The 26,426-nt window shown below is 61.4% G+C and carries 25 protein-coding genes, 7 tRNA genes, 1 pseudogene and 1 riboswitch; of the genes and pseudogenes, 15 read left to right on the top strand and 18 right to left on the bottom strand.

From position 1 onward, the window contains the following. Positions 1 to 4 precede the first annotated feature (4 nt). From hisG to BLQ01_RS08715, 15 genes are all read right to left on the bottom strand, one after another. Positions 5 to 865 carry an ATP phosphoribosyltransferase gene (hisG, locus tag BLQ01_RS08785; protein ID WP_026540357.1) on the bottom strand — a complete coding sequence of 287 codons (861 nt, stop codon included), beginning with the start codon at positions 863 to 865 and terminating at the stop codon, positions 5 to 7. An 84-nt stretch (positions 866 to 949) separates the two neighbouring features. Continuing rightward, entirely contained in the window at positions 950 to 1,213 is a 264-nt protein-coding gene (locus BLQ01_RS08780) for a phosphoribosyl-ATP diphosphatase (protein WP_024820576.1), read from the bottom strand. 106 nt (positions 1,214 to 1,319) lie between these two features. After that, positions 1,320 to 1,805, bottom strand: coding sequence for a 6,7-dimethyl-8-ribityllumazine synthase (gene ribH, locus BLQ01_RS08775; RefSeq protein WP_026540356.1), 486 nt, complete (start codon positions 1,803 to 1,805; stop codon positions 1,320 to 1,322). A gap of 17 nt (positions 1,806 to 1,822) precedes the next feature. Beyond that, positions 1,823 to 2,527 (bottom strand): GTP cyclohydrolase II, encoded by a 705-nt coding sequence (ribA, locus tag BLQ01_RS08770; protein ID WP_026540355.1) that lies wholly within the window; start codon positions 2,525 to 2,527, stop codon positions 1,823 to 1,825. Continuing rightward, positions 2,524 to 3,219 (bottom strand): 3,4-dihydroxy-2-butanone-4-phosphate synthase, encoded by a 696-nt coding sequence (gene ribB / locus BLQ01_RS08765; RefSeq protein WP_026540354.1) that lies wholly within the window; start codon positions 3,217 to 3,219, stop codon positions 2,524 to 2,526. Before ribB ends, ribA begins: the two co-directional genes overlap by 4 nt. Beyond that, a complete protein-coding gene (locus BLQ01_RS08760; protein ID WP_026546615.1) occupies positions 3,216 to 3,845 on the bottom strand; it encodes a riboflavin synthase in 630 nt (209 codons plus the stop codon). The genes ribB and BLQ01_RS08760 overlap by 4 nt, the downstream gene beginning before the upstream one ends. Next, entirely contained in the window at positions 3,845 to 4,939 is a 1,095-nt protein-coding gene (gene ribD / locus BLQ01_RS08755; protein WP_091551944.1) for a bifunctional diaminohydroxyphosphoribosylaminopyrimidine deaminase/5-amino-6-(5-phosphoribosylamino)uracil reductase RibD, read from the bottom strand. The genes BLQ01_RS08760 and ribD overlap by 1 nt, the downstream gene beginning before the upstream one ends. A 32-nt stretch (positions 4,940 to 4,971) precedes the next feature. Continuing rightward, a complete protein-coding gene (pnuC, locus tag BLQ01_RS08750) occupies positions 4,972 to 5,676 on the bottom strand; it encodes a nicotinamide riboside transporter PnuC (RefSeq protein WP_091551204.1) in 705 nt (234 codons plus the stop codon). A gap of 89 nt (positions 5,677 to 5,765) precedes the next feature. Beyond that, positions 5,766 to 5,922, bottom strand: a riboswitch (FMN riboswitch). A gap of 78 nt (positions 5,923 to 6,000) precedes the next feature. Continuing rightward, entirely contained in the window at positions 6,001 to 6,675 is a 675-nt protein-coding gene (gene rpe / locus BLQ01_RS08745) for a ribulose-phosphate 3-epimerase (RefSeq protein WP_026540350.1), read from the bottom strand. A gap of 40 nt (positions 6,676 to 6,715) precedes the next feature. After that, complete coding sequence (locus BLQ01_RS08740) at positions 6,716 to 8,266, bottom strand: RsmB/NOP family class I SAM-dependent RNA methyltransferase (protein WP_091551202.1); 1,551 nt, start codon at positions 8,264 to 8,266, stop codon at positions 6,716 to 6,718. Continuing rightward, positions 8,263 to 9,183, bottom strand: a complete 921-nt coding sequence (gene fmt, locus BLQ01_RS08735) for a methionyl-tRNA formyltransferase (RefSeq protein ID WP_091551201.1) — start codon at positions 9,181 to 9,183, stop codon at positions 8,263 to 8,265. Before fmt ends, BLQ01_RS08740 begins: the two co-directional genes overlap by 4 nt. After that, a complete protein-coding gene (gene def, locus BLQ01_RS08730; protein ID WP_026540347.1) occupies positions 9,180 to 9,752 on the bottom strand; it encodes a peptide deformylase in 573 nt (190 codons plus the stop codon). The genes fmt and def overlap by 4 nt, the downstream gene beginning before the upstream one ends. A 60-nt stretch (positions 9,753 to 9,812) precedes the next feature. Continuing rightward, positions 9,813 to 10,700 carry a hypothetical protein gene (locus BLQ01_RS08725; protein ID WP_026546610.1) on the bottom strand — a complete coding sequence of 296 codons (888 nt, stop codon included), beginning with the start codon at positions 10,698 to 10,700 and terminating at the stop codon, positions 9,813 to 9,815. A 308-nt stretch (positions 10,701 to 11,008) separates the two neighbouring features. Then, positions 11,009 to 11,941 carry a hypothetical protein gene (locus BLQ01_RS08720; protein ID WP_139183457.1) on the bottom strand — a complete coding sequence of 311 codons (933 nt, stop codon included), beginning with the start codon at positions 11,939 to 11,941 and terminating at the stop codon, positions 11,009 to 11,011. A gap of 117 nt (positions 11,942 to 12,058) precedes the next feature. Then, positions 12,059 to 13,792 carry a sigma-70 family RNA polymerase sigma factor gene (locus BLQ01_RS08715; protein ID WP_254779308.1) on the bottom strand — a complete coding sequence of 578 codons (1,734 nt, stop codon included), beginning with the start codon at positions 13,790 to 13,792 and terminating at the stop codon, positions 12,059 to 12,061. Positions 13,793 to 14,184: 392 nt separating this feature from the next. On the opposite strand from BLQ01_RS08715, the gene BLQ01_RS08710 reads away from it, so the two are divergent. The 5 genes from BLQ01_RS08710 to BLQ01_RS08690 all read left to right on the top strand — a co-directional run bounded on the left by BLQ01_RS08710 (position 14,185) and on the right by BLQ01_RS08690 (position 20,795). Further along, positions 14,185 to 16,917, top strand: coding sequence for a DUF7933 domain-containing protein (locus BLQ01_RS08710; RefSeq protein ID WP_091551196.1), 2,733 nt, complete (start codon positions 14,185 to 14,187; stop codon positions 16,915 to 16,917). A 94-nt stretch (positions 16,918 to 17,011) separates the two neighbouring features. After that, the gene (locus BLQ01_RS08705) at positions 17,012 to 18,496 is read left to right on the top strand and encodes a SpaH/EbpB family LPXTG-anchored major pilin (RefSeq protein WP_175493387.1); all 1,485 of its coding nucleotides are present in this window, start codon (positions 17,012 to 17,014) and stop codon (positions 18,494 to 18,496) included. 126 nt (positions 18,497 to 18,622) lie between these two features. Next, positions 18,623 to 19,594, top strand: a complete 972-nt coding sequence (locus tag BLQ01_RS08700) for a class C sortase (RefSeq protein WP_091551195.1) — start codon at positions 18,623 to 18,625, stop codon at positions 19,592 to 19,594. A 21-nt stretch (positions 19,595 to 19,615) separates the two neighbouring features. After that, a complete protein-coding gene (locus BLQ01_RS08695) occupies positions 19,616 to 20,026 on the top strand; it encodes a response regulator transcription factor (protein WP_091551193.1) in 411 nt (136 codons plus the stop codon). 49 nt (positions 20,027 to 20,075) lie between these two features. Next, positions 20,076 to 20,795, top strand: a complete 720-nt coding sequence (locus BLQ01_RS08690) for a hypothetical protein (RefSeq protein WP_139183456.1) — start codon at positions 20,076 to 20,078, stop codon at positions 20,793 to 20,795. Positions 20,796 to 20,846: 51 nt separating this feature from the next. On the opposite strand, the gene BLQ01_RS08685 is transcribed toward BLQ01_RS08690, so the two are convergent. Together BLQ01_RS08685 and BLQ01_RS08680 are read right to left on the bottom strand one after the other, a co-directional pair. Next, entirely contained in the window at positions 20,847 to 21,473 is a 627-nt protein-coding gene (locus tag BLQ01_RS08685) for a response regulator (RefSeq protein WP_091551940.1), read from the bottom strand. Beyond that, positions 21,470 to 22,666, bottom strand: a complete 1,197-nt coding sequence (locus tag BLQ01_RS08680; RefSeq protein WP_139183455.1) for a sensor histidine kinase — start codon at positions 22,664 to 22,666, stop codon at positions 21,470 to 21,472. Before BLQ01_RS08680 ends, BLQ01_RS08685 begins: the two co-directional genes overlap by 4 nt. Positions 22,667 to 22,819: 153 nt before the next feature. Here BLQ01_RS08680 and BLQ01_RS08675 point away from each other — a divergent pair, with 153 nt between their 5' ends. The 3 genes from BLQ01_RS08675 to BLQ01_RS22325 all read left to right on the top strand — a co-directional run bounded on the left by BLQ01_RS08675 (position 22,820) and on the right by BLQ01_RS22325 (position 24,948). Next, a complete protein-coding gene (locus BLQ01_RS08675; RefSeq protein WP_026540341.1) occupies positions 22,820 to 23,527 on the top strand; it encodes a DUF3060 domain-containing protein in 708 nt (235 codons plus the stop codon). A gap of 64 nt (positions 23,528 to 23,591) precedes the next feature. Further along, on the top strand, positions 23,592 to 24,320 hold the full coding sequence (locus BLQ01_RS08670; protein ID WP_139183454.1) for a hypothetical protein: 729 nt from the start codon (positions 23,592 to 23,594) through the stop codon (positions 24,318 to 24,320). A gap of 199 nt (positions 24,321 to 24,519) precedes the next feature. Beyond that, the gene (locus BLQ01_RS22325; RefSeq protein WP_175493386.1) at positions 24,520 to 24,948 is read left to right on the top strand and encodes an SH3 domain-containing protein; all 429 of its coding nucleotides are present in this window, start codon (positions 24,520 to 24,522) and stop codon (positions 24,946 to 24,948) included. An 80-nt stretch (positions 24,949 to 25,028) separates the two neighbouring features. Here the strand turns inward: BLQ01_RS22325 and BLQ01_RS08660 are convergent. Further along, positions 25,029 to 25,103 (bottom strand) — tRNA-Val (locus BLQ01_RS08660). A gap of 249 nt (positions 25,104 to 25,352) precedes the next feature. Here BLQ01_RS08660 and BLQ01_RS08655 point away from each other — a divergent pair. The 7 genes and pseudogenes from BLQ01_RS08655 to BLQ01_RS22625 form a co-directional block, all read left to right on the top strand. Next, positions 25,353 to 25,425, top strand: a tRNA-Gly gene (locus tag BLQ01_RS08655). Positions 25,426 to 25,471: 46 nt separating this feature from the next. Then, positions 25,472 to 25,542, top strand: a tRNA-Cys gene (locus tag BLQ01_RS08650). A 39-nt stretch (positions 25,543 to 25,581) separates the two neighbouring features. Further along, positions 25,582 to 25,656, top strand: a tRNA-Val gene (locus tag BLQ01_RS08645). A gap of 57 nt (positions 25,657 to 25,713) precedes the next feature. Continuing rightward, positions 25,714 to 25,786: transfer RNA gene (locus tag BLQ01_RS08640), tRNA-Gly, on the top strand. Between the two features lie 24 nt (positions 25,787 to 25,810). Then, a tRNA-Val gene (locus tag BLQ01_RS08635) sits at positions 25,811 to 25,885 on the top strand. Between the two features lie 57 nt (positions 25,886 to 25,942). Continuing rightward, positions 25,943 to 26,018: transfer RNA gene (locus tag BLQ01_RS08630), tRNA-Gly, on the top strand. Positions 26,019 to 26,183: 165 nt separating this feature from the next. Beyond that, positions 26,184 to 26,348: pseudogene (locus BLQ01_RS22625) on the top strand (IS256 family transposase); the annotation flags it as partial. Between the last annotated feature and the right edge of the window lie 78 nt (positions 26,349 to 26,426).

Genomic DNA, 26,426 nt, shown 5'->3' with positions numbered 1-26,426 from the left:
CGGGTCAGATGCGGCAGGCGTGGATGCTGCTGACCAGGATGGCACGCGCGCCGAGGTCGTAAAGCTCGTCCATGATGCGGTTGGTTTCCTTCTTGGGAACCATGGACCGCACAGCAACCCACTCCGAGTCACGCAAAGGTGACACGGTGGGCGATTCCAGGCCGGGAGTCAGCGCAGCGGCGTCTTCCACGAGGTCCTTGCGGATGTCGTAGTCCATCAGCACGTACTGGCGGGCAACCAGGACGCCTTGGAGCCGGCGGATGAGGATGTCGATTTCCTTGACGGTTCCGTTGGCTGCTCCACCTGAACCGGAGCGGCGGATGAGCACGGCCTCCGACTTCAGGATGGGATCACCAAAGATCTCCATTCCGGCGGCCTTGAGCGTGTTTCCGGTTTCAACGACGTCGGCAATGGCGTCTGCCACGCCCAGCCGGACGGAAGACTCCACGGCACCATCAAGGCGAACCACGGTGGCATTGACCCCGCGCCCGGCGAGGTAGTCGCGCAGGAGTCCGTCATAGCTGGTGGCAAGACGCTTGCCTTCAAGCTGTTCGACGCCGGCAAAGTCACCCACCGGACCTGCAAAACGGAAGGTTGACGGGGCAAAGCCCAGGGGAAGGATTTCTTCGGCTTCGACCTTGGCGTCGAGCAGGAGGTCCCGGCCGGTAATGCCAACATCCAGCGTTCCCTGACCTACATAGACAGCAATGTCGCGCGGGCGGAGGAAGAAGAACTCGATGTCGTTATCGGGGTCCACCATCACCAGTTCGCGGGTGTCGCGGCGCTGGCGGTAACCGGCCTCGGACAGCATGGCCGAGGCGGCTTCGGACAGGGATCCCTTATTGGGAACTGCTACACGGAGCATGGGGAGACTTTCTTGTTTGAAGGGAGGTTTCAGGCACCTTGGCCACGCGTGGGGACTCCGCGGAAGTACGCCGGAGTGGCGTGGCTAGAGATGCTTGTAAACGTCCTCCAGCGTGAGGCCCTTGGCGAGCATGAGGACCTGCAGGTGGTAAAGCAGCTGGGAGATTTCCTCAGCGGCGGCTTCGTCGGATTCGTACTCCGCGGCCATCCAGACTTCGGCGGCCTCTTCGACCACTTTCTTGCCGATGCCGTGGATTCCGGAGTCCAGTTCGGCAACCGTGCGCGAACCTGCCGGGCGGGTCGCTGCTTTCTCACTCAGTTCTGCGAACAGCGTCTCGAAATTCTTCACGCCCTCCAGACTACTTGCTCCGGGGCTGACACTGCTTGTTGGGGCGTTGCATGACGAAGGGGATGTGAGTGAAGACACACCCACATCCCCTCCATACGCGATGCCCCTAGCTGTACTGCTTCAAGGTCACGGCAGTGGCGAGGGCTGCGGTCACTGCCTCGTGGCCCTTGTCTTCCTTTGAACCGGGCAGGCCAGCGCGGTCCAGCCCCTGCTGCTCGGTATCGCAGGTGAGGACCCCGAAGCCAACCGGCACGCCGGTGCGGACACTGACGTCGGTCAGTCCCGACGTCGCGGCCTGGCAGACGTAGTCAAAGTGCGGCGTCCCGCCGCGGATGACCACACCAAGAGCCACCACTGCATCAAAGTGCGGCGCAAGTTTGGCAGCTGCCACGGGAAGCTCGAAGCTGCCCGGCACCCGCAGGAGTACGGGATCGGCGATCCCGGCTTCCTTTGCGGCGCGCAGTGCGCCATCAACCAGTCCGTCCATGATTTGGGTGTGCCAGCTTGCCGCCACGATGGCGAGCTTGAGCTGCGAGGTTTCCTCAGGGTTGAGGGTGGTGAGGTCAATAGTGGGCGCGCCGTGTCCGCTCATATTTTCGTGAAGTCCGTTCAGTCTTGGGTGCTGTCAAAGGTTTGGTTCGAAGGTGTCTTGCCGTTGCTGACCGGCTCAACGTTGAGCGCCAGCAGGTGGTCCATCCGGTCTTTCTTGGTCTGCAGGTACCGGAGGTTCTGTTCGCGGGAGGGAACCTCGGTGGGCACCATCTCCACAACGGTGACTCCGGCCTGGGCAAGACGGTTTTGCTTGTCCGGGTTGTTGCTCAGCAACCTGACCTCGTGCAGTCCCATCTCCGCCAGGATCTGGCCCGCCGCAGTGTAGGAGCGTGCATCCACGGGCAGGCCCAGCTGTTCGTTGGCCTCCACGGTGTCAAAACCGGCTTCCTGCAGGGCATAAGCCTTGATCTTGTTGGCCAGCCCGATTCCCCGCCCCTCTTGGCCGCGCAGGTAGAGCAAGGTTCCGCCCTCTGCGTGGATGAGCTCCAGGGCAAAGGCCAGTTGTTCTCCGCAGTCGCAACGGTAAGAACCAAATACGTCACCGGTCAGGCATTCGGAATGGAGCCGTACCAACGGTGCACGGCCGCCCTTAGGCGGGTTCGGGGAACTCACGGCAAGGTGCTCGTGGCCCGTCTCAAGGTCTGTCCATGCCTGTGCCACGAACTCACCAAATGCCGTGGGCAATTGCACGATCGGCCCACCACTGACGGGGTGCGGCGCCTGTCCGGAATGGTCGCTGCTGTGCGTGGTCGATGCGGTCATCGCTTCTCCTCGTCCTCCTGTGAAATACGTGCCGCCTGGGACTCTACCGTCTCAACATAAGACACCAGGTCCTCAATGGAGATGAGGGGGCATCCATGGTTGGCGGCGAAGTCGCGCAGGCTGTCCAAGCGCATCATTTCACCATCGTCATGTACCAACTCTGCGATCACACCCACCGGGGCGAGCCCGGCAAGACGACACAGGTCCACGGCAGCTTCCGTGTGACCTGGACGTTCACGCACTCCCCCGTTAACCGCGCGCAGCGGGAAAATATGCCCGGGACGGGTCAGGGACGCCGGGCTGCTGCTCGGATCTGCCAGGATCCGGGCGGTCAAAGCCCGGTCCGTCGCCGAAATACCGGTGCTGACGCCGATCGCCGCGTCGCAGGAAACGGTGTACGCCGTCCCCTTGGCGTCCTCATTGATTTCCACCATGGGCGGCAGCAGGAGGGCGTCCGCCCGTTCGCCGTCCAAGGGGACACAGATAACGCCGGATGAATAGCGGATGGTCCACCCCATGAGGGCGGGCGTGGCGTGCTGGGCGGCAAAAATAATGTCGCCTTCGTTCTCGCGGTCCTCGTTGTCTACCACGATCACGGCCCTGCCGGCAGCCATGGCTTCAATGGCTGCTTCCACCGGATCCAGTCCGGTCCGGGGCGATCCTGCCGGCGAATTCCGGGTGGGGGCGCTCATGGTGCGTTCCCTGCCTGCGGTGCGAAAGACAGAAGACGTTCGGTGTATTTTGCCAGCACGTCCACTTCGAGGTTGACCCGGCCGCCAACGGGCTTGGCGCCCAGCCCGGTCTCATCCAGCGTGGTGGGGATAAGCCCGACTTCAAACCAGGGGGCCTGCTCAGCGGCAGGACTGACTGCCGTGACGGTCAGCGAGACACCGTCGACGGCGATCGAGCCCTTCTCGGCGATGTAGCGCGCCAGCGGGGCCGGCACCCCGAAGCGCAGGCGGTCCCAATTACCCAGGGCTTCGCGCTCCAGCAACTCTCCTACGCCGTCGACGTGGCCCTGTACTACATGGCCGTCGAGGCGTCCGCCCGCCGGCACACAGCGTTCGAGGTTGACTGCGTCCCCGGCTTCCAGTCCGCCGATGGTGGTACGGATGAGGGTTTCGCCCATGACGTCGACACTGAAGTCCTGGCCGTCGATCTGCGTGGCAGTCAGGCATACGCCATTCACTGCGATGGACCCACCCAAGGCCAAACCTGCAGTGGTTGTAGGCGCTTTCAAGCGCAAGGTGGCGCTGACATCTCCGTCACGCTCAATACCCAGCACAGTGCCTTGTTCGGCAACAATTCCCGTAAACATCAGTGTCCTCCTGTGAGATGTTCCGCAGCTTCACTGCGCGAAACCAAATTCTTGTTTTGAACCACATTCCCGGCATTGCCCGCACTGCCCCTTGGTGATCTGAGGTGCAGGCGAAGGTCCTCGCCGAGCATCCGGACAGCTCCGCCGCCGGCGTCATCCCAGGACCACCGCTGGGCGTCAGCCAAGGTGGTGATGCCCAGGTCATTCAATGCGGGGGTCCCTGATCCCAACAAGGTGGGAGCCAGGTAGACGATCAACTCGTCCACCAGGTGCGCTTGAAGGAAGGTACTCAGAATCGACGAGCCGCCCTCAACCATGACGTGCCGGACACCTTGGTCGAACAACATGCGTAAAGCCTCTGAAGGATCCCTCGTGGGCAGGTGCACGAACCTGCCGTCAGTGCCGCGTACCGAGGCGTCTTCGGGCACATCCCGTAAACCCATCACGGCGCGCAGCGGTTGCCGGTGGGAAAGTTCTCCGTCCGCGTCCCTGGCAGTGAGCCGTGGGTTGTCAATCAGGACCGTGCCTGTACCCACCAAGATGGCGTCGATGAGTCCCCGCAGCCCATGGTTGTCGGCCAGCGACTCCGGACTGGAGATCCATTGGCTGGTGCCGTCGGCGGCCGCTATGCGGCTGTCCAGCGTCTGGGCGATGTGCAAGGTGACAAACGGACGCTTGGCGGCAACGGCGTCGAACCAGTCCCGGTTCAAGTCAAAGGCCTGGTCCAGGGCCAGCCCGGAAAGGACCTCCACCCCTGCGGATCGGAGGGTTCGGGCGCCACCCGCGGCGGGGTCATGCGGATCATCGACGGCGTAGATCACCTTCGCGATTCCGGCGGCAATGATCGCCTGGGCACAAGGTCCGGTGCGGCCTACATGGTTGCAGGGCTCCAAGGTGACAACCATGGTGGTTCCCACGGTGTCGACGCCCTTCTTGTGGGCCTCGGAAATCGCGTCCGCTTCGGCATGGGCCGTTCCGGCTCCCCGGTGATAACCCGTTGCCAGTTGCTCGCCCTCCGGGCTGAGGATGACCGCTCCCACCAGAGGGTTGGCGCCACGGGGACCGGCCAGGGCAGCGGCGAGTGCGGCGTCCATGGCTGTCTGTTCTGCCGGGGTGCAGGTCACGCTCACTGGGCAGCACCCGCAGATACGGCGACGGCTTCCGGGCCGGCGTCATGGCTGGCACGTTCACGCTTTTCGGCCCGCCACCACACGAAGAACCCCGTGAGGGTGAAAAAGCCGTAGAACAGATACATGACCGCGCTGGCGTAGTATCCAGCACTGAACAGCAGCGGAACGCCCACAATGTCAACGGCCACCCAGATCAGCCAGAATTCAGTCCATCCACGGGCCATGCCATAGGTTGCCAGCAAAGATCCCATGAAGGTCCAGGCATCAGCCCAAACGGGCGGGTAGGAACCAAGGGCATCGAACACCGGCGTGAGGGCCGCAGTGCCTGCCACCATGGCGGCGATCAGTGCGATGCGAACCTTGTTGCCCGCCCAACCGGGGACAATGGCGCGGCCTTGGGCACTCGATTCCTGGCCCTGCTTCCAGCGGTACCAGCCGTAGATGGCCACGGTGATGAACATGACCTGACGTGCGGCCTGTCCCCACAACGTGGCCGGTGCTGCTGCACCGAAAACGTTACCCAGGAAGACCGTGAGCAGGAGGATGTTGCCGAGTATGCCGATTGGCCAGGCCCAGACTTTGCGGCGCATACCGCCGAGGGCGCTGAGCAGCCCAAAGATGTTTCCAAGCACTTCGCGTAAGACAAGAGCAGATCCTCCAATGGGGATCTGAGCTTCGAAGAGCCATCGCAGTAAGTCCATGCCGTTCCTTCCCAGTAAGCCGCGATGACTCCGGGGGTGTACGACAGCGCAATGCCGGGCGTCGCTGAAGGAACGCCCAAGGCATGACTGTACGTGCTTCTCCCATCCAGACTTTAACTGTCGGTACCGGAATTCCACCGGTTCAACCGTCTGCCGTCGAGGCTCCAATCACTTGGAATCACGATGGCTCGCGGGTCGCGGACTATAACCGCCGGTTCGGACTTACACCGACCCCGGAGCACGTATGTGTGTTGTTATTCTGCCACAACTACCAAGATGCCCGGGCTATTCCCGGGCAATCTTCGTAACATGTGGTGACGGTCGTCAGGCGAACGTCGCTGTGACGCCCTGGCCCGCTGCGCGCAGGCGATCAATCGCCGCTGCGGGGTCCTGGTGCCCATAAACCGCCGAACCGGCGACGAACACGTTTGCGCCGGCTTCTGCGGCCCTGATGATGGTTTCCTCGGTGATGCCCCCATCAACCTGGATGGCTACACCGATGCCCGAGCCCTCTACTGCTGCCCGGGCACGACGGATTTTGGGCAAGGTGATATCAAGGAAGGACTGTCCCCCGAAACCGGGCTCCACCGTCATGATCAACAACATGTCCAGCTCGCTGAGCATGTCCAAATAGGGCTCTACCGGGGTGGCCGGACGCAGGGCCATTCCAGCCTTGGACCCCCTCGCCCGCAATTCCCGGGCGAGCTTTACCGGGGCCATGGCCGCCTCAGCATGGAACGTCACGGAAGCAACGCCGGCGTCCGCGTAGGCAGGTGCCCAACGGTCGGCGTCGGAAATCATCAAGTGAGCGTCCAGCGGTACCGGGCTGACCGCCTGGATGCGCTGCACCACCGGCAGGCCCAACGTCAGGTTGGGGACAAAATGGTTGTCCATGACGTCCACATGAACGGCATCGGCATTGCTGATCCGCTGCAGTTCCGCCTCAAGATTGACGAAATCAGCAGACAGGATGCTCGGGTTGATACAGCACTGAGACAAGGCAGCCCCTCTGGGTAGGTGGAAAGCCGGGTTACGGCGGTTACGGCTTTTTACGGATGATTGCCATGAACATGGCATCCGTCTGGTGGACGTGCGGCCACAACTGGGCCGTTTGCTCATGACCGGCACCCAAGCGTCCGGTCAGGCTGACATGGTCAAGTGCCTGTCCGGCGTTGAGCAGTTCCAGGTCTTCCCGCTTGGCCATGACGTCGCTGACAACCGCGGTGGTTTCGGCCGGGTGCGGCGAGCAGGTCACATAGGCAACCACGCCGCCGGGCTTGACGGCGTCAATGGCAGACTTCAGGAGATCCCGCTGCAACGGACCGAGATCGCCGATGTCCTTGGGCGAGCGGCGCCACCGCGATTCGGGTCGCCTGCGCAAGGCACCCAATCCGCTGCAGGGAACATCAACCAGCACGCGGTCAAAAGCTTCCGCCTGTTCGGAACCAACGTCGCGTCCATCACCGGTCCGCACCGACCAGGTGTCCGCAGGAACTGCCGAGAGCGCCTGCTGGACCAGCTTGGCCCTGTGCGGCGCCGGCTCGTTGGCCAACAGGGTAGCGCCGTCCCGGTGTGCCAGGGCGGCCAGAAGGGCGGCCTTGCCTCCCGGGCCGGCGCACAAGTCCAGCCAGCGTTCACTTTCGGCGATGGCTCCACCAAGGTCCACGCCGGCCAAAGCCCGGGCGACCAACTGGGATCCGACGTCCTGGACACGGGTGGTGCCCCGACGGACCGACTCCAGGCGGCCGAGGTCCCCACCGGCGGACAAAGCAGAATCTTCCACCAGCTCCCCCGCCGTAGCCCCATTGTCGAAGGCCTCGTCCAAGCTGCCCAACCCGGGCAACGCCACAAGATTGACCACCGGAGCGGCATTATCCGCCTCCAGGAGGTCATCGATTTCCGACTTCGGGCGGCCGTGGTTGACCAACGACTGGCGCAGCGCGCGGACAATCCATTCAGGGTGGGCGTGCCGGAGCGCTGCGATCTTTGTTTCATCAGTCTCGTTGGCCAGGAGGATGTCCAGCCACTCACCCATGCTGTGCGCGGTGACTTTGCGAAGGACCGCGTTGATCAGGGCTGACGGACCTGCGCCGATGACCGCTCGCGCCAAGCCAACGGTTTGGTCCAAGGCTGCATGCGCAGGAACGCGCATAGACAGCAACTGATGCGCGCCAATCCGCAGGGCATCCAGGATGGCGGGGTCGAGTTGCTCAAGGGGGCGGTCCACGCAACGGGCCAAGATCGCGTCATAGGTGCCTTGGCCGCGCAGGGCGCCATAACTGAGCTCGGTGGCAAAGCCTGCGTCACGGCGGTCCAAGCGGTGTTCCCTGATGCGGGCCGGAAGCACCAGGTTGGCGTAAGCGTCCTCGGAGGCAACAGCGCGGAGCACTTCGAAGGCCACGAGCCGGGCCGGGTCAGCGCGGCGCGTCCGTTGTGACGGAGCATTGTTGGTGAATCCGCGCTGGGGTCCCCGGTTCCGCTCGCGGCCCTGGGCGTTGCGGCGGCTTTCACCCCGCGCACCACGGTTCCCTTGTCCTCCGCCGTCCCGGTTCCCGCTGTTGTTGGGGCCTCGCCGGCCGGACTCACTCATTCGAATACCACTCTCTCGGGTGTTGCCAAGCCGCGGGCCCAATCGGCCGACGACATCATTTTCTTGCCTGCCGGCTGGATCCTGCCAAGCTCAACGGCGTGGGATCCGGTGCCGACAAGAACAGCTTTTCCATCCACCCTGATGGCACCTGGCGCCAAGTCCTTCACATCAGGACGGAGGCCTACGGGTTCGAGCTTGATCCGCTGGCCCTCCAGGGTGGTCCATGCCCCCGGCTCGGGGGTTACACCACGAGCCCGACGATTAATAGCCAAAGCAGGCATCTGCCAGTCAAGGCGGCCATCCTCCAACGTCAACTTGGGTGCCAGGGATATCTCCCCGGTTTGGGGTTGGGGGGCGGCTTGCCCGGCGTCAATGGCGGAGAGCGTCTGGCTGAGCAGCACTGCACCGCTGACGGAGAGGCGCTCAAGGAGGTCCCCGGCGGTATCGTCCGGCCTGACAGCTTCCGTTAAGGTACCGAAGACCGGCCCGGTGTCCAGGCCCTCTTCAAGCTGGAAGGTCACTGCGCCAGTGATCTCGTCTCCGGCGATGACGGAGCGCTGGACCGGGGCAGCACCCCTCCATGCGGGAAGGAGCGAGAAATGCAGGTTGACCCACCCATGCCTGGGAACTCCCAATGCAGACTTCGGAACAATTCCCCCGTAGGCCACAATGGCCGCGACATCAGGGGCGAACTCCGCGATCCGGGCAGTGGTATCCACATCGACCTTGGCGGCACGGATCACCTCGATACCCAGTTCCATGGCCCGAGCTGCCACAGGTGAAGGTGTCAGGACCCTCTTCCTGCCTACCGGCGCGTCCGGGCGTGTCAGGACGGCAACGACGTCGAATCCTGCCTTAACCAGTGCGTCCAGAGACGGGACCGCCACGGCTGGGGTGCCAGCAAAAAGGACCCTCACTCGGGAGCCCCGAAACTGCCGCCACCAAAGCTTGATCCCACGCTGGTGGCGCGCTGGGACGTAGTCTTCTCCGTGATGGCGTGGTAGTTGGCGTTCCGGATGGCGCGGAGGGCTGCCTTCCGGTCCTCCCCTTCCAACCTGTCCGTGTACAAAATGCCGTCAAGGTGGTCCGTCTCATGCTGGAAACACCGGGCGAGCATGCCCTCGGCCTCCACGGAAACCGGGTTGCCATGCATGTCGACTCCCGTAGCCCGGGTTGCCCGGAACCGGCGCACCGGGAAACCCAGGCCAGGGATCGAGAGGCAACCTTCGACTTCATCCGGCTGGAAATCTTCGCTGTTCTCCAGGACGGGGTTGATGATGTGGCCTTCCACTCCCCCGATCCTGTAGGTAAAAACGCGCTGGCTCACGCCGATTTGCGGTGCAGCGAGGCCTGCACCTTCCACATCCTCCATGGTTTCGGTCATGTCAGCTACCAGCTTGGCGAGCTCCGGACCGAAGTCGGTGACGGGGTCCGCTACGGTGCGCAACACCGGATCCCCGATGATTCGGATACTCAAAATTGCCATGTGCTGTCAGTCCTCACTATCGTCAAACCCGGCTCCGGGTGTTACGGAGCCTAAGCCAGTTTAGTTGAGAGCATCGCCGGTGACCGCGGCTCCGGCACCGACCCCTGCAAACACGGGCGGAGCAATAGGCAATAGTGCGTGCCCCGCCGCAGAGACGTCCGCAGACATCTCCCAGACACGGCGAAGCGCGCAAAACTTCCACCAATGGTGCTTGAGTATCTCCGGGTTGGCCCGCATGGGCCGCACTTCAGTCTCTCCGATGGCCACCGCCAGCAACATGGGATTATCTCCGTATTTCCACGGCTCCCATTCACCGGCAACAGGATCAACCAGGCTCTCCTCTGCCTTCATTCCTGCGGCCAGCTGCATGACCACTTTGTCATCCAAGGCCTTGACTGTGCCGTCCCGCGTTGTGCCTTTGGTCTTGTAGTCGATCAGGCAGATACGTCCGTTGATCCGGGCCACAAGATCCAGTGTTCCGGCGTAGCCCACCGTTTTGTTCCACACGGTGATCTCCGGGGCCAACGGCTCCACCCTGTAAAGTTCCCACCACTCATCAAAGCGGGCGGCAAAGGCCTGCTCTCCGTGGGCTGCGAGGTCGTCCCTGCATTCCTGCATCCGGTGGGGGCGTCCCAGGGCACGAAGGGCCACCTGTTCACAGTAAGTGTGGACCCTGTCGCCGCGCGCCGCTGCGGCATCCCGGTAGGCTTCCGCAGCTTTTGCGGCTTTGTTGATGGCCTGCCGGGTCTTGGCCGGGCTACCCAGAATCGCGGGAAGCTCCGGATCCGCAGCGAGGCTGCTCGCGCCCATGTAACTGAACCAACCGTCCAGGGAGTGTGCCTGTTGTCCAATCACCGTAGTGATGGAGGGCACAGAGAATTGCTCCGTGGTGGAGCGGGCGTACATCCGGCCGTAGTCAGTAGCGTGGGCAAGCAGTGGAGCAGTCATATAAAGACTGTGTCATACCGGACCGACAGAATTCTCCGGCGGGAAGATCATTGCCAGTTGCTCCGGTGCCAGCCTGGCCAGCTTCGCGGCGAGGACGGGAGCCGTCACCGCCAGCTCCTTGCAGGGCAGCCCAAGACCGGGACTGTTCCGGGGCAGTTCGGGTTCTTGATCGTCTTGCATGCTGACGAAGTGCGCCGATGCAGCGGTTCGTGACGCGAATTCGCAGTACGTCCGCTGTACTTCCGTAGAACGAGGCGCAAAAACAGGCAAGAACTTGACCGATCTGCTCGGCCGGGAGGATGGAATGCTCAGTCTTTGGACAAAACTGCTTCCAGAACGGCCTGAAACTCCGGGCCGACGCGGATCGACAACTTTCCATCCTCAGACAACGCAGTCAGTTGCTCATAGCCAGCGCCGTTGCTCCAGTAGACATGGGGACTCACTGGTCCAGGTGCGTCGCCGTATCCCATGGCAGTGAATCGCACCATGCCGTCCAGGACCATCACCAGGGTTTCATCGCTGATGAGGTGCCACACCAACTGATGCCGGTTGGGCATGCTCATCAGCCAGCCAAGATCAGGGCGCAGGGTTTGGCCGGACGCCTCTTCAGCAAGTCCTGGCAGCAACAAAGCCTTACTCGCCGTATAGACCGAATCACCCAAGAGGGCAGTAAATGAGCCACCGCCTTGCACAGGCACGGTTTCCAGGTGCTGGTCTTCCACCGACTTCAAGTTCGCAATTCCCTGGGAACGCAGAGCTTCCCAGCCTCCGCATCTCCCCGCGTGTTCCCGATTGAACACTGCCACGGTATCGGGAAGATCCAGTGCCAGCATTTCGATCACACCTGGAGCAAATTCGGTGTGGGGATAAGCGTCCGGATTTGGAATGCTGGATGCTTCGTATAGGCGTGCATGGACCCGGCGTGCCACATCTGCAGGCGTGAGGCCATCGAACGGATCGGGCGCTTCAAAGCTGGCAAGAACCTTCTGCAGATGTTCTCTTATGGTGTCCCGCCATTGGGATTCCGGACGGTTATGGCACGACGCAGCAACATTCCAGAATCCATACCCCCGTCCGGCAGCATCAACGGCATGGTCGCTGAAAATGTGTACCTCGTAGCCCAGCTCGCCGAAGACTTCGCGGATTGTTGTCCGAAACCTTTGGGCTTCGGAAACCGTGAAGAAGGACAAATCCTCGTCGGACGGTTCTTGCTCAGGCCGTTTCTTTTTGAAGAAACCCACGGGACCCACTTTCGTTGTTCCTTGGCGCCCATCCCGCAACGCCGGGGACTTCGAGGGCTGTCGACACGATGCACCCAACCTACCCGGGCCAAACCCACCGGGCATAGCAACCGCTGGTCAAAAGGTGTCCACGAACGTCGTCGGCGCAATCCCACTGCCGCTGAACGTGTAGGTCATCGTGGTTGTCTGGTTGGGGTCGTTGCGGGTGACTCCCATATGGAAACCGAGGGCTCCCGGGTCCACTGCGGTACTGGTGCACTTCAGCTCCGGAATATCGTCGCGTTCCTTCCGGCAGCTCCAGCCTGATGGCTCGATCAATTTACCGGGGATGAGGCCTGATCCCTCCGACAAGCTGAATGTCACTTCAGCAGATGCTGGAATCCTCTCGTCGCCGAGGACGAAAACAATTTCTACATTCACGTCGGAAGCAGTGGTGCCGGGTTCTGCCACGAACTCTGCAGTAACAGCCGGCGCCGGATTCGTTTGGGTCGGCGTCGGAGTCGGGGTTGGAGTCGGGGTCGGACTCGACGACGACGGTTGGGGCGAGGGCGTGGTGTTGCCCGTCGGCGTGGCAGCGGGAGGGACGGATGCTGTGGCTGATGGGGATGCTGAAGGGACAACTGGCGGGTTGGTTCCGGGCGCCGAGGGGGCAATGGTGGGCAGAACCGGGGGCAAGGAAGGCGGCTCCTTTGGCGTCGACCCTCCGGGCGCGGGGGGCAGTGCCGGCAACGAGGGGTTGGTGTTTCGCCGCAGCACCACCTGGATTGCGGGAAGTGCCGGCACCTCGCCTGCTATGGGTGGATTGGCCTGGCCTGTTTCCCCCGGAACAGGAACCAGTGGCCGCGTCGGGCTGGCCGTAGGTCTTGGAGTTACTCCCGGGGGCTTCGGCGAAGGCGCAATCTCGGCCGTTTGTGCGCCCGGAACAAACATGCCCGCAGCGCCCATGGCTGCCACTGCTGCGGAGCCCGCCACGGCAGCCACAAGCACCCCGACAACCACTTTCATGGGCAGTGCCATGCCGCCATGGGCTGCACCTGCTGCGGCAGTCGCACCGGCTGAACCAGAGGCTGAGGCCAAAGCGGCAATCGCCGGGCTGAAGGCAATTCCCGCTATCAACGGGAAGAGCACAGACCTCATTGAGGATTGGACATCATGAAGGTCCAGCAAAAGAGCCGTGCACTTTGAGCACTCCTCCAGGTGGGACTGAACTTTCCGTTCGGACCGTGGGCTGAGTCCTTTGCGGGAATAGACCCCAAGCTGCGCAGAGTACTCCTCACAGTCCTCGCCAACAGAGGCTTTGACATGGTTCTGCAGATAGGCCTGACGCAACCCTTCCCTTGCCCTCAGGGCAAGGGCGGAAACGCCATTGGGGCTGAGCCCCAGCATCGGCGACGCTGCCCTGGGCTTCATGCCCTCAATGTCGACGTACCACAGAACGGCCTGCCATCGCTCGGGAAGGGATTTGAAGGCCTGGGCCACAGCGGCTGTTTCGAACTCGGCCAGAACCGAATCCTGATGGTAATGCGCACTATCCAGAAGATAGGACTCGTCAGTGGGCCGCGTTCGTGAACCGGAGCGATTGGCCCTGTAAGCGGTTTTGCGGACTGCGGTCAGCAAATAGGCGCGGAAAAATAAGTCGGGGCCCTTCCCCTGGGCCAGTGATTCCAGCACGGATGCAAAGGCATCAGCCACTACATCGTCAACGTCAGCACTGTTGTCGACTTGGGCTGCAGCGACGTGCCTCGCCATCACGCGATGCCTCCCATAAAGAGCATCGAAGGCGGCGGTGTCACCGGAGCGCACCTGCTCAACCAGTTGCTCATCGCTTAGTGCCGGCTCGGCCAGCCCCACTCCAGAGCTACTGTCCCGCAATCTGTTCCGTCTTGGATCCGCCCCCATGGCGCTGCCTACTGACGGACACGACAAGGTGAACGGAAAACCCGGACAACAACGTCCGGAACAGGAGAGCCACGCTGCTGCAGCCCTCACGCAGTCGCCATGTCCAGGGGCCGCGCTCCCCCACCAGACTAAAGCCGACGACCTCCCAGGAAAATAACGAATCGGTACCTTGTTTTCCGTTGAGGAACCGAAACCGCGCGATGACGCGGCAGGACCGGAAACCGGCCTCTGTGTGATAAAGCTCACACTCACTTCTCCGTCACGATCCCCTTCTGAAATCCACTAGTCATCCAATTGGGCGAAGAGCTACCGGTTTTCCGGTGGCATGTCAGGAGAAATGGACCATGCAGAAGTACATGAAGCGGGGCGTCACCAAGACCAACCGCGAGCGTGCCGCCTCACGGCTCGTCCTCCTCGCAACGGCTCTTGCGGTCCTTGCCGGCACCATCGGCTACAGCGCCGTCAATGCCCCCACACCTGTTGCCGCCCTGCCTGGAACGCCGGGCGTCACCCAGGCGGGAAAGTTGGTCTACAGCGAAGATTTCTCAAATGCGAGCGCGGCTACGGCGCCAATACCCTTGGGCTCGTACACCGGCGGAGCAGCAGCGGGCAGTGAACAGTACACGGCCGATGCCGCATGGCTGCCCGGCGCCCAGGCTTGCAACGGCTGGATCCTGCGCGAAGGTACGCCATTGCCCAGCAACGGCGGACTCCTGAACATCCTGACCAACGATCAATGTGGCCGGAACACCGCTTTCACGGAGCTTGGCAAGATGGCACATGCCATGGGCCTTTTCCAGGGCATGACAGACGCGCAGGCCGCCCAGAACCAGATCCTGAGCGAGTACACCAACAGCGTTACCGGCGCCCAGTTGGCGGGGCGTCAGTTGCAGACCACCAAGAACACGATTCCCACCATTGCCGGGCATTACTACGCGATCTCAGGCATCTTCGGGGCAACCAGTTGCTTCTCCAACCATGCGAGCCAGGAGTTCGCCATCCTCATCAACGGAGTCCCCACCGTGGTGGGCTCCAATTTGGATCCATGCTCCGATGCCAGTTCCCAGTCCGTCAATTATGGCGGCAGCAGCTTCCGCGTCGCGAAGCTGCAGTCCGGCGCAATCCAAGTTCCCGTTTCCGGGACGACTCCCACGCTGGGCATCCGGGTGCGGAACCTTACGGCTACAGGCAACGGAAACGACGTCGGTTTTGACCTTCCGCAACTGGTGGACGTGACCCCTCAGCTGGACAAGTCCTTTGCCCCCACCACTATCACGCAGGGGCAGAACACAACACTGACCTACACCGTCACCAACACCTCTGACCTCATGGCCAAGAACGGATGGCATTTCATTGACACAATGCCTGCCGGATTGACTGCCGTCGGGCCACTGGGCGGGACGTGTGTCCGCACAGCCGGAACAGTGTCGGGCAGGACCGTGGATGTGACGGGGAACCTCGCACAGGGCAGTGTCTCGTGCACCATTACCGTTACCGTTACGTCCAACACTCCCGGCGTTTACAACAACTCGGGATGCGTAGCCAACGACGGTACTGCGGTTCCCAATTGCACCAACAACTTCCCCACCATTACCGGGCTTTACTCTCCAGGGACTGCCCCTCTGACCGTGAAGCCGGTGGTGGACCTGTCCATCACCAAAGGCGCTGACCTCACCACCTACGTGCCCGGCCAGAGCATCACGTACACGGTGGTGGTGCATAACAACGGACCCAGCGATGCCGTGAACGCTCTGTTCACTGATCCCTTGCCCTCATCCATCCAGGGCGCAGCATGGACTTGCAGTGTGACAGCTGCAGGTACCCCGAACCTCCCACCCACCGCACCGACCGCCTGCAACGCTCCCAGCGGCACAGGAAGCATCTCCGGAACTGTACGTATCAACGTCGGCGGGACACTGACCTACAGGATTACAGGCACAGTTGCCCTGGGCAGCTCAACGAGTATCACCAATACGGCCACCATCGTGCCCGCCGCCCAGACCGCCGTTCCCACCATGCCAGGTGGAGGACCGAATCCTGTGGCTGGCTCCACCTCGCTGGTCACTACCGTTGATCCCGCCTGTGCTCCGTCTCCGGGAACCGGCTGCTCCGCCACCGTCACAACCCCCGTAACACCCCAGTGGACCATGGCAAAGAGTGCCTCAGTCAACGGCATACCTTCTGCCGGAAACACTTCTGTTCGACCCGGAGAAACCATCACCTACTCTGTGACGGCCACCAGTGACAGAGGGCAGATCAACAACGTTGTCCTCACCGATAACCTGGCGGACGTCCTGGATCAGGCAGCCTTCGTGCCCGGATCCGCCACACTGAAGATTGGCACTTCAGCGCCTGTCGCTGTAGCCGACCCGCCGGCAGGTTCGACGGTACTCACCACCGCCCCATTCACGCTTCCGGCCGGTGCAACGGCCGTCCTGAGCTACAAAGTCACCGTCGCCCAGACGGCCTGGAGTTCCCAACTCGTCAACATGGCCACCGGCAGTGGCAGCGTGACTCCTCTTCGTTGCGCGACTGGCGCCACACCAGTGAATCCGGCATGCATCACCACCCACCACACGCCGTCGAAAATTCTTCTTGAGAAGGTCGGGGAATCCTCGGGTTCATTATGGGTCCCCATGGCGGGCTCGTCCTGGGCCATCCACGACGACGCCTCGGGTGCGGCCGGTGCCGTCAATAATGCCTACGCTGTGACGCCTGTCCCCTCCAGCATTGGACAGTTTCAGATCACCGGAATCGAGCCGGGCGTTTACTGGCTCCAGGAGACCCAGGCACCTGCGGGATTCAGTCTCCTCGCAGAGCCGGTGCAGTTCACCGTTGCGCCCAATGGTGCCGTAACGCTGGGCGCCGGCAGCGGTTCAGGTGTCGTGACCAGCGGTGACCCTGACGGCGACGGCGTGTTCCTCGTTACCGTCCGTGATGTCCCTGCTTTGAAGATGCCCGAAACAGGAGGCATTGGTTGGTGGCCGCTCACGGCAGCCGGAACAGGACTCCTGACGGCGTCGCTGTTCGTGGCCTTCACAAGCTTCAGGCGCTCACGCAAGCGGGCATTGGCCTGATACCAGACCCGGTCCGCCATCCCAAGGTAGGACCGTATTTCCCCCCCAAGGTGTTCACTCCGAGCATCACCCCCAAAAAAAGAAAGAGGTTCACGTGAGCAATTTACGCTCCCGGGGTCTTTGGAAGACCGCCGCCGCCACCATCGCCGGGGCGGTGCTGGCTATGTCCTTTTCCGTAGCTCCTGCATCCGCCGCTCCCCTTGTCGATGGCACCCGGACTGGTTCCATCACTGTCCACAAGTTTGAGCGTCCAGCCACGCCCACCGGGTTGCCGAACAACGGCACCGCCGTGGATACCAGCGCACTGACCCCGTTGTCGGGCATTACCTTCAGCATCGCGCAGGTCAATTCCATCGATCTGAGCACGAACGCCGGCTGGGATGCTGCCCACAACCTGAGCACTTCTTTCTCTGCGGCCAATCCGGCTGGTTCCATCGCGGCCGAAGGCTACACCCTGGGCGCCGCACAATCCCGGACAACAGACGCCACCGGCACAGCAGCCTTCAACACTCTTCCCTTGGGCCTCTACCTGGTGACAGAAACCAATTACCCGGCCGGTGTGACGCCGTCGGCTCCTTTCCTGATTTCGGTGCCGCTCACTGACCCCAACAACACCAACAACTGGATCTACGACGTCAACGTCTACCCCAAGAACTCTGTGACCGGTGCTGAGAAGACGGTTACGGACGCCCCGGCTGTGAAACTCGGTGACGCGGTCGACTTCACCATCACCGGTGACATCCCGAACGAAGCCATCATTGATGGTTACAAGATTGTTGATGTCCTCGATCCCAAGCTGAGCTACGTCGATGCAACGGCAACGCTGCTCGATGGCACCGTCCTCACCGAAGGAACCCACTACGTGGTGACCTTCGATGCAGCCAGCAACACTGTTTCGGTTGAGTTCACCGCAGCCGGCCGGGCCGTGCTTGCCGCGCACAACACCACCCGCGTTCAGCTCGTTGTCAACACCACCGCCAACGCAGTCGGAGAAATCGAGAACGTTGCTGCCGTTTACCCGAACGCCGGAAGCTTCACCGGCACCCCGGGTCAGCCGGGTGGACCGATCGTTACGCCGCCGGTTGTCACCAAGTGGGGCGAAATGACCCTTCAGAAGACCGATCCGAACGGCACAGCCCTTTCTGGCGCATCCTTCTCCGTTTACGCTTCCGAGGCAGACGCCAAAGCCGGCACCAACCCGATCGCCATCAGCGGCCAGACCGTATTCACCGTAGCTGCCGATGGCACGCTGACTCTGTCCGGTTTGCGCTACTCGGACTGGGCGAACGGCGCTGCTGTGGCACCCGGGGATGCCAACTACCGCACCTACTACCTGGTTGAAACAACCGCCCCAGCCGGATACGAACTGCTGGCCGCGCCGGTGTCCTTCGTCATCAACGCCGGTTCCACGGCAGTCGGGATTGACCTCCAAGTCAAAAACGTCCCTTCCAACAGCGGTTTTGAACTCCCCCTGACCGGTGGCGTTGGAACGAACCTGTTGTACGCAGCCGGCGGACTCCTGGTGGTTGGTGCAGTACTGCTGCTGATCCGTTCACGCCGCAGCGCCGACAAAGGCTGAATCCCGGAAGATCAGGGCCTGACAGTTTGACCGCACCGTGGGGAAGAACGCCAATCATGTGCGCTCTTCCCCACGGTGGTTCCATCCGTTCCAACGACTCACTTCACCACCCTTCCCAGGACCGACATGAAACCGAAGCAAACAAACCGGCTGCGCCCCCGGAGCACACGTCGCCGCGCCTGGACAGGGCAGCGGCTCTTCATCATTTTTGCCGCCGTCATAGGCGTAGGCATCCTGCTGTACCCAACTGCGGCCGCCTGGTTCTCGGACCGTGTGCATGCCACGGAAATCAGCGGCTACGCCGACACGGTGGAGAACCTTGCACCCTCAGCGCAGGACTCGTTGCTGGAGAAGGCCCGGGCATTCAATGCAGCCCTGCCCAGCGGTCCTTTGAGGGATCCGTACTCTTTGAATGACGACGGCGGCCAGATCGTTGTGGGGGCCGGCTCGGAAACGTACAAAAACATCCTCGACGTCGGCCCCAACGGCATGATGGGACGCATCAGCATCCCTTCAATCCACAGCGACCTCCCCGTCTTTCATGGCACGGACGAGGAAACCCTGTCCAAAGGCATCGGGCACCTTTTCGGCTCTGGGCTGCCGGTTGGTGGAACGGACACCCACAGCGTGTTGACGGGCCACTCGGGCTTCGTCAATTCGAGGCTCTTCGACAACCTGGACAAGGTCAAAACGGGGGACGTCTTCTCCATCACCGTCCTGGGCAAGGCGATTTACTATGAAGTCGACCAAATCCTGACCGTGAAGCCCGAAGACACCGAAGCCCTCCGCAAAATCGCAGGGCAAGACCTGGTCACCCTCGTTACCTGCACCCCAAAGGGCGTCAACAGCCACCGACTCCTGGTACGCGGGAAGCGCGTTGATGCTCCAAGCGAGGACCAAGCACAAGCCTTTGCCGGCCAGACGCTGGACCCCGGCTTTCCTTGGTGGACACTCGGACTCTGTGCAACGGCAGCCCTTGCCGTCCTCGTCACACGCCCCCGTCAGCAGGGTGCCGGGCGGGGCGTTGCGCCTAATGGTGAAGGTCCGTCGGGACCAGAACCGGCGGGCCTCTACGGCGTCGGGCGGTCCCGCACGTAAGCTTGTCCCGAAGGGGGCCACGTGAATTCACCAAGAACCTGCGTTGTCATTGAGGACGATACTGATATCCGCGACCTCATAGCGTTGATCCTTACAGACGCCGGCTTCGAAGTTCACGCCTGCGAAACAGGACATGACGGCGTGGTTGCAGCCGAACGACTCAACCCTGACCTCATCACTCTTGATGTGGGCCTGCCTGATATGGATGGCCGCGAGGCTGCACGCCTGCTTGCCGCCGTTTCACCCGCCCCCATTCTGATGATCACGGCCTTTGCAGAACTGGATGACGAACTGCACGCCATCGCCTCCGGGGCCACGGCATACCTCATCAAGCCTTTCCGGCCCCGCCAGCTGCGTGAACTTGCACTGCAACTGAGTCCCCACGAACCGGCCTCGGGCGCAGTGCGTCCGACACCGTGCGTCAAGCCGTAAAGGAGAGGTGGGGACCGGCCCATCGCTCCAAAGAAGGAGTGCCCACATCATGAATAGACTGACAGCACCAATCATGATCGCGGCAGTGCTGCTGTTGGGCAGCTTGTCGGCGTGCGCAGATTCCGCGGGCCCGGGGTCCGGCCGGACCAGCAAGCCATCTGATCCTCACAGCACCAATGACGCCTACGCCAACATCCCGGCCAATGAAATCCAAACGGCCGGGACCGATGTCGACTTCATGTGGGAACCGAAAGATCCCTTTTATGGGTTCAATAAGTACCCAATCGTCGCGCGGGTCCATATTGAGTCAATCGGCGCTGGGCGCACATTCAGCCCCATCGACAACCAGCATGTGTTTCCCCAAACCGTGGGAAAGATGACTGTACGCGAGGTCTACAAGGGCGACATTGCCGCTGGCGCCGGGGTGAACTATTCGCGGGTTGGTGGAACCGTAACTTTCGACGAATATTGGAACAGCCTCAACAACGCCCAGCAGGAGAAGATCCTGAGGCTCAACGGCGGGGCAAAGCCGGCCGACGCAAAGTACATCAAGGCAAAGATCACAAACGACGTCGACCTCGAGGCCGGCAAAGAGTATGTCGCCTTACTCACGCCGCGGTCAGGCCAGGACGGCCGATTGTCAGAGTATTCAGTGCAGGGTTACCAGTACGGTCTCCGGGAGGTAAAGGGCACCGGCGCCGAAACCACTTTGCTGAATAACGAAACCCATGAGTGGGAGAGCCTGGGAAGTTTCGTGAAACTTCCGTAGGCAGGGTCTCCGGTCTGTCACCGCCACCGCTCCCACGCCGGGAGCCGAGCTTCAGAGGTCCTCTTCCCAAAGCCGTTCGCGAAGTTCAAGTTTGGTCCTGGTTGGCCATCCGGCGTCAGTGTACTTGCGTTTGACACGCTCAAGGTACTCTCTGGCCGTTCCATAAGCGACGCCTGCCTGGCGGGCCGTTGCGGCCAGCGTGGCCCCCGAGGCGTAGATACGCAGAACCGTGGATTCCTGGGCTGAAAGCCGGGGTCGCTGCGGCCGCGCGTCAGTGCTTAGCAAAAACGCCAACTCCGGGCTGACCGCCAGCTCGCCCTTAGCTGCGGACCGGATAAAGTCGACGAGGTTGGGCAGATCATTGTCCTTGGTGATGTAGCCCGAAGCGCCCGCTTCAATAGTTGCCAACACATGTTCTTGATCTGGAATGGTTGAAACCACCAGAATAGCTGCACCTGTTTCGAGGAGCTCCTGGACATTGCGGCCGGGATTGCTGCCGTCCCTGAGATTCAAATCCAGCAGGATTACATCGACGTCCGCCTGATCCTGCAGGTATTCGGCCACCGTGGACGCCATCCTGACCAGCAGCACATCCTCCAAGGGTTCCAGCCACGCAGCAAGGCCTTGCAGGAGCATCCTGTCATCGTCAATCGCGCCAATCCGCACAGGACTGCTCATGCGGGCCACCGCAATTCCACGCTGGTCCCTTGCCCGGTCTGACTCTCAACCACTGCACTGCCCCCAATTTCAGCCATTCTGGCAATGATCGAACCGCTCAGTCCGAGGCCCGGATAGTTTCCGCCCGTGTCGAATCCCCGCCCGCGGTCTGTTACCGTGACCGTGACTCCGCCGTTCCCGGAGGGGTCGCCGCGCCCCGTCACCCATGCCTGGCTCTGCCCCGAATGCTTCAAGACGTTGTTCAGAGCCTCCCTGCTGGCGTCCCGAATCGTCATGACGACCTCCTCGGGAACGGTTGCGGGCATGTCGGCAACCTGGTGGTGCACCCTCAAGCCCAATACCGCCTGTTCCCGGCCTAGAGCTGCAAGCTCGCCCTGAAGCCTGTTTGCCGCTGACCGGTCCGCCGAGGAGATAATCGAGCGCAGGTATTCCGCATCAGCTGCGCAGCGGCGTTGGACGAGCGGGTCTGAGGCATCCAAACTTCCACGGGCCAGCGCACTGAGGGTAGAGAGTACTGTGTCATGCAGCGTGCGGTATTGCCTTGTCCGTTCGCTGCCTTGAATTTCCGCGGCTCGGCGCCACTGCAGGGAGTTCTCCAATGCCTCCGCGGCGCGGCCGGCATTTTCCGCCAGCGCGCGCAGCCGGTGCCCCACCAGTGAGGCCAAGGCAGCCACGACGAGGAGCATAACCAAGGTGGAAAGATACTCAGTCACCATCGCATGCTGGCCGAACATGGCGACAGAGGCGCCGGCACCAATACCGGTTGACAGCATAAGCCAAGCCAGGACAACGCGCCGTGCCGGAAAAAGTAGTGCGAGGGAAAACATGCTTCCCATGGCCAACGGAACCGCGGAATTTGACCAACTCAATGCGTCCCAGGGATAGCACGCCAGACCTGCCGTGCCGGCAGCACTGGCATTGATGGAGACATCTGCCCACAGCGACCATACAGGGATGTCGTTTCGGCTGAGCACGATGGTCACCCAAATCAAGGACCAAAGGGTTTGCAGGACAATGGTGACGGTCGCCAGGGCCGGGTTCTCAATGCCCGCAGTCAGGCCGAACACAATGCCTGCCGGCCACAGCAGCAGCTGGGCCAGCCGAAGAAGGGCAATGCCCCGCACCAGGAATGTCCGGTTGTGCATCAACGCATCCCTCACCGTCGCAAGGGTCTCTTCCCCGGTTCTGTCCATGGAACGCAATGCTACCCATCGCCGCCACCGGCATGCTGTCGGCAGTTCTGCTGACAGCATTTTTCCCGGCGTGACAGCACTGGTTGAAACTGCGATGGTTACGTCACAGCACGAAAAGTGCGGACCAACGCTATAGATCAAGGACAAGCAATCATGGAACGATTCGAACACCGGAGGATCTTGCTGGTATTGCCGTTGGTCTTGGCCAATGCAGGAGCAGCCTTTGCTCTTTCTGCATGCGGTGCCGGCGGCGCTCCTGCAGGAGCAGTCGTAACGGATGCGCCCGTCAGCAGTGCCGTCTCCACTGCGGCCAGCCCGTCACCGCAACTTGGTTCGCCGGTATCTGCAGGCCCCACATCAAATTCTCCTGCCGCAGCCAACTCCAGTTCCGGACCAGAGGTCATTATCCCCACCACCGCCCCAACTGCGCTCCAGATTTCCAGCGGAACCACCCACACTGTCACAGGCGACATTGTTACCGCCGAACTGAACTGTTCGGGTGGTGACGTTGTCATCGATGGAACAGGGAACACGGTGAGAATTTCCGGTGCCTGCAACTCAATCAGCGTCATGGGAACTTCGAATACGGTACAGGCCGCCAATGCCACAACCATTCAGATTGACGGTGTTGGGAATTTCCTCACAGGTGACACCTTTGAAAACGTCACCATCGTCTCGGGGCCCAATTCCCTGCACAATCGCACCACCGGTGTACTGACCATGGAAGGACAAGGCAATTCGGTCAAAACCGGCACGCTGAAGATGGCCACTGTCAGCGGCAACTCGAACTCGGCACGCTATGCCGGGGATGCCCCCGCGAGTTCGGTTACCGGCATTGGGAACAGCGTAACCCCCCACTAGCCACCGACACCTCGGACTGGAGACTGAAGCAGGCTTCGGCATCGAGTCAGTGTTTCCAGGCAGCTTGTCCCTCTTAGTCCGGGCACCTCATTTTCTGAAATTCCGCAGCTATAAAGTAGGAGAAACAGTCTTGAAGAGGATCCAACGTTCCGCCATTTTTGCCCTGGCAATGTCCATGACCTTAGGTCTGTCAGCCTGCGGTACCGGTGGCAGCCCGGAAGGCCCAAAACCCGACCCCTCCACTTCTACGACGGACTCGGCGCCCTTTTCCGGGCCTACGGCTTCTGAGCGTCACAGCCCGGCCGGGACATCCACGCCGGCACCGACGCCGACCACCACCGCACCCGGGAAGCTGGCGGCAGCGGGTTCCCTGCAGGCGGGCGGCCAGTGGCTGTACGCGCTCAAAAACGAATCCACCAGGCCGGTGGGCGAAACCAGCGCCGTACTTGAAGGCGATGCATCGGGCACCGTGTACACGAAATCAACATCCCAGTTCATGGGCTGCGACGGAACGACCGACCAGACAAGCTATCAATTGGATGGCGCATTCACGATTTTCAAGGCCCAAGTGGGTCTTCGCGCCGGTACCCCCGCTGGAATCAAAGCAATTGTTGATGTGTATCTCGATGATGCGCTCATCACCCGTCTGCAAATAGACGACGACGGAGGGGCGCCACTGCAGGTTGTTCTGACGGGGGGACAAACGCTGACTTTCCGTGCTTCAACAGGCACCGGCGAGTGCGAATATTCCGAGCAGGGCTATCTCGTCTTCGGTGATGCGCAGGTTTCCTGACCCAGCAAATATTTCTCCAGGCCAACAACGCAAGGCCGTTCGACGCGCAGGGACAACTCCCATTTCATCACTTGTCGTCACGATTCCGTAACCCACATCACATATAGGCAGCGGTAGTTCACCGTGGCACCGTCAGGCCTGATCTCAGTTGAGACCATGGCCTCCTCAGGCAACAAAGATGAGAAGGAGAAGTGGACAGTTGAAACCCACACTCAAGAAATTTGGCACAGCAGCGGCCATTGGCATCACACTCTCGTTGACCATGGTCGCTCCCCCGGCAAATGCGGCTGTTGCAAAGCTGTCAAGCACCATCAAGTACTGCACTCAGTTCCCACATAATGGCTACGGTGGCGCTGTCTCTTTCAGCGACTACCGCGCTAAGTGCGCTCAGGTCTACACCAACTACAACCTCAACGTCCGAAGAGGACCCGGCACCGGATACGCGCTCACGGGCCGCATGCTCAGCAGTGGCCTGGTCCAGGAATTCGATTGCTGGACCACCGGCACATGGGTAGACGGTGACAACATCTGGCTCAAGCTCTACCCCGGCTCGTTGGGTGCCCAGTACGTTTCTGACCGCTACGTCTACACCGGGCCGAACGTCACGACCATCCTGCCGCACTGCTGAAAGCTTCTGCTCAGACTTTGAGGACGACGCTGACATCCCCGGAAACCAAAAACCCCCCGGAGAACCGGGGGGTTTTTGTTTGGTGGGCGATACTGGGTTCGAACCAGTGACCTCTTCGGTGTGAACGAAGCGCGCTACCACTGCGCCAATCGCCCGGGTGCATAGAAAACACTAACCGACCACGGCCTGAATACAAAACCGATCAGCTCCTTCGCGCCGGCAGCGAACTACACGGGCGGAATTACACCGGTGAAACTCTCCGCAAGCCGCGGAAAGACAAGGATCCAGCCGTCTCCGAAAGCAAAAATCAGCGCCCGATTTGGAGTTTGCAACAACCTCCTATAGAGTTTTTACTCGTCGGAAAGCGACGGAAAGCCTGCAAGGCTGGCCGTCAAAACGACACTGCGGACGTAGCTCAGCTGGTAGAGCACCACCTTGCCAAGGTGGATGTCGCGAGTTCGAATCTCGTCGTCCGCTCGCAAGGCACTGTCAAGGCAAGAATTCCCCGGAATCCTGCTTACACGGTGGGTTGGCCGAGAGGCGAGGCAGCGGCCTGCAAAGCCGTATACACGGGTTCGAATCCCGTACCCACCTCGGTGAAAACCATGTCTTCCAGCTTCTGGCTGGATGCATGGGCGATTGGCGCAGCGGTAGCGCGCTTCCCTGACACGGAAGAGGTCACTGGTTCGATCCCAGTATCGCCCACCAGAACAAGGCAACTTGTTTGTTGTTGAAGGCCAGGCACCAACCAGGCAGACAACATGTGCGGACGTAGCTCAGCTGGTAGAGCACCACCTTGCCAAGGTGGATGTCGCGAGTTCGAATCTCGTCGTCCGCTCTCCTTTTAGAAGGACCCGGAAACGGGCGATTGGCGCAGCGGTAGCGCGCTTCCCTGACACGGAAGAGGTCACTGGTTCGATCCCAGTATCGCCCACCAAAACAAGGCAACTTGTTTGTTGTTGAAGGCCAGGCACCAGCCAGGCAGACAACATGTGCGGACGTAGCTCAGCTGGTAGAGCACCACCTTGCCAAGGTGGATGTCGCGAGTTCGAATCTCGTCGTCCGCTCCAGAATAAAAAAGCAGCTCCCCGGAGCTGCTTTTTTTGTGCCATTTTTCAGCAAAGACCAGGGTTATAGGACAAAACGTGTGTATGGGAGGGGCTTGCTTCCCAGTGATCGCGCGGGAAATCCGGGGTAGCTAAGCTTTTGAAGCTTAGGGTGGCTGGGGTGCTTGCATATCTCTGGAGTGTTTGATTTGTGGCCGCGGGCTGGTTCGGAACGGGAAAACAGCTGCCGGTAAGCAGCGGTACCGGTGTTTGAAGTGCGGGGCGAGCCGCTCGGGTGAACGTCCCGATGTGAGCCGGAGAGCTGAATTGGACGCGTTCCTTGGCTGGCTGCTGGGCACGTCGAACCAGTCAGCCGCGACCTCGTTTGGCACGGCCCGTTCCTTCCGGCGCCGCACCGAATGGTGCTGGAAC

This window comes from Arthrobacter sp. UNCCL28 (genome assembly GCF_900102805.1).
Taxonomy (GTDB): Bacteria; Actinomycetota; Actinomycetes; order Actinomycetales; family Micrococcaceae; genus Arthrobacter; species Arthrobacter nicotinovorans_A.
Note: the sequence above shows the minus strand (reverse complement) of the source record. Positions and strands in the feature narration are given on the sequence as shown.

Coding starts and splice junctions, on each gene's coding strand:
- hisG (WP_026540357.1), bottom strand. CDS start 865: ATGCTCCGTGTAGCAGTTCCCAATAAGGGATCCCTGTCCGAAGCCGCC.
- ribH (WP_026540356.1), bottom strand. CDS start 1,805: ATGAGCGGACACGGCGCGCCCACTATTGACCTCACCACCCTCAACCCT.
- ribA (WP_026540355.1), bottom strand. CDS start 2,527: ATGACCGCATCGACCACGCACAGCAGCGACCATTCCGGACAGGCGCCG.
- ribB (WP_026540354.1), bottom strand. CDS start 3,219: ATGAGCGCCCCCACCCGGAATTCGCCGGCAGGATCGCCCCGGACCGGA.
- BLQ01_RS08760 (WP_026546615.1), bottom strand. CDS start 3,845: ATGTTTACGGGAATTGTTGCCGAACAAGGCACTGTGCTGGGTATTGAG.
- ribD (WP_091551944.1), bottom strand. CDS start 4,939: ATGGACGCCGCACTCGCCGCTGCCCTGGCCGGTCCCCGTGGCGCCAAC.
- pnuC (WP_091551204.1), bottom strand. CDS start 5,676: ATGGACTTACTGCGATGGCTCTTCGAAGCTCAGATCCCCATTGGAGGA.
- BLQ01_RS08740 (WP_091551202.1), bottom strand. CDS start 8,266: ATGAGTGAGTCCGGCCGGCGAGGCCCCAACAACAGCGGGAACCGGGAC.
- def (WP_026540347.1), bottom strand. CDS start 9,752: ATGGCAATTTTGAGTATCCGAATCATCGGGGATCCGGTGTTGCGCACC.
- BLQ01_RS08725 (WP_026546610.1), bottom strand. CDS start 10,700: ATGACTGCTCCACTGCTTGCCCACGCTACTGACTACGGCCGGATGTAC.
- BLQ01_RS08710 (WP_091551196.1), top strand. CDS start 14,185: ATGCAGAAGTACATGAAGCGGGGCGTCACCAAGACCAACCGCGAGCGT.
- BLQ01_RS08700 (WP_091551195.1), top strand. CDS start 18,623: ATGAAACCGAAGCAAACAAACCGGCTGCGCCCCCGGAGCACACGTCGC.
- BLQ01_RS08690 (WP_139183456.1), top strand. CDS start 20,076: ATGAATAGACTGACAGCACCAATCATGATCGCGGCAGTGCTGCTGTTG.
- BLQ01_RS08685 (WP_091551940.1), bottom strand. CDS start 21,473: ATGAGCAGTCCTGTGCGGATTGGCGCGATTGACGATGACAGGATGCTC.
- BLQ01_RS08680 (WP_139183455.1), bottom strand. CDS start 22,666: ATGGACAGAACCGGGGAAGAGACCCTTGCGACGGTGAGGGATGCGTTG.
- BLQ01_RS08675 (WP_026540341.1), top strand. CDS start 22,820: ATGGAACGATTCGAACACCGGAGGATCTTGCTGGTATTGCCGTTGGTC.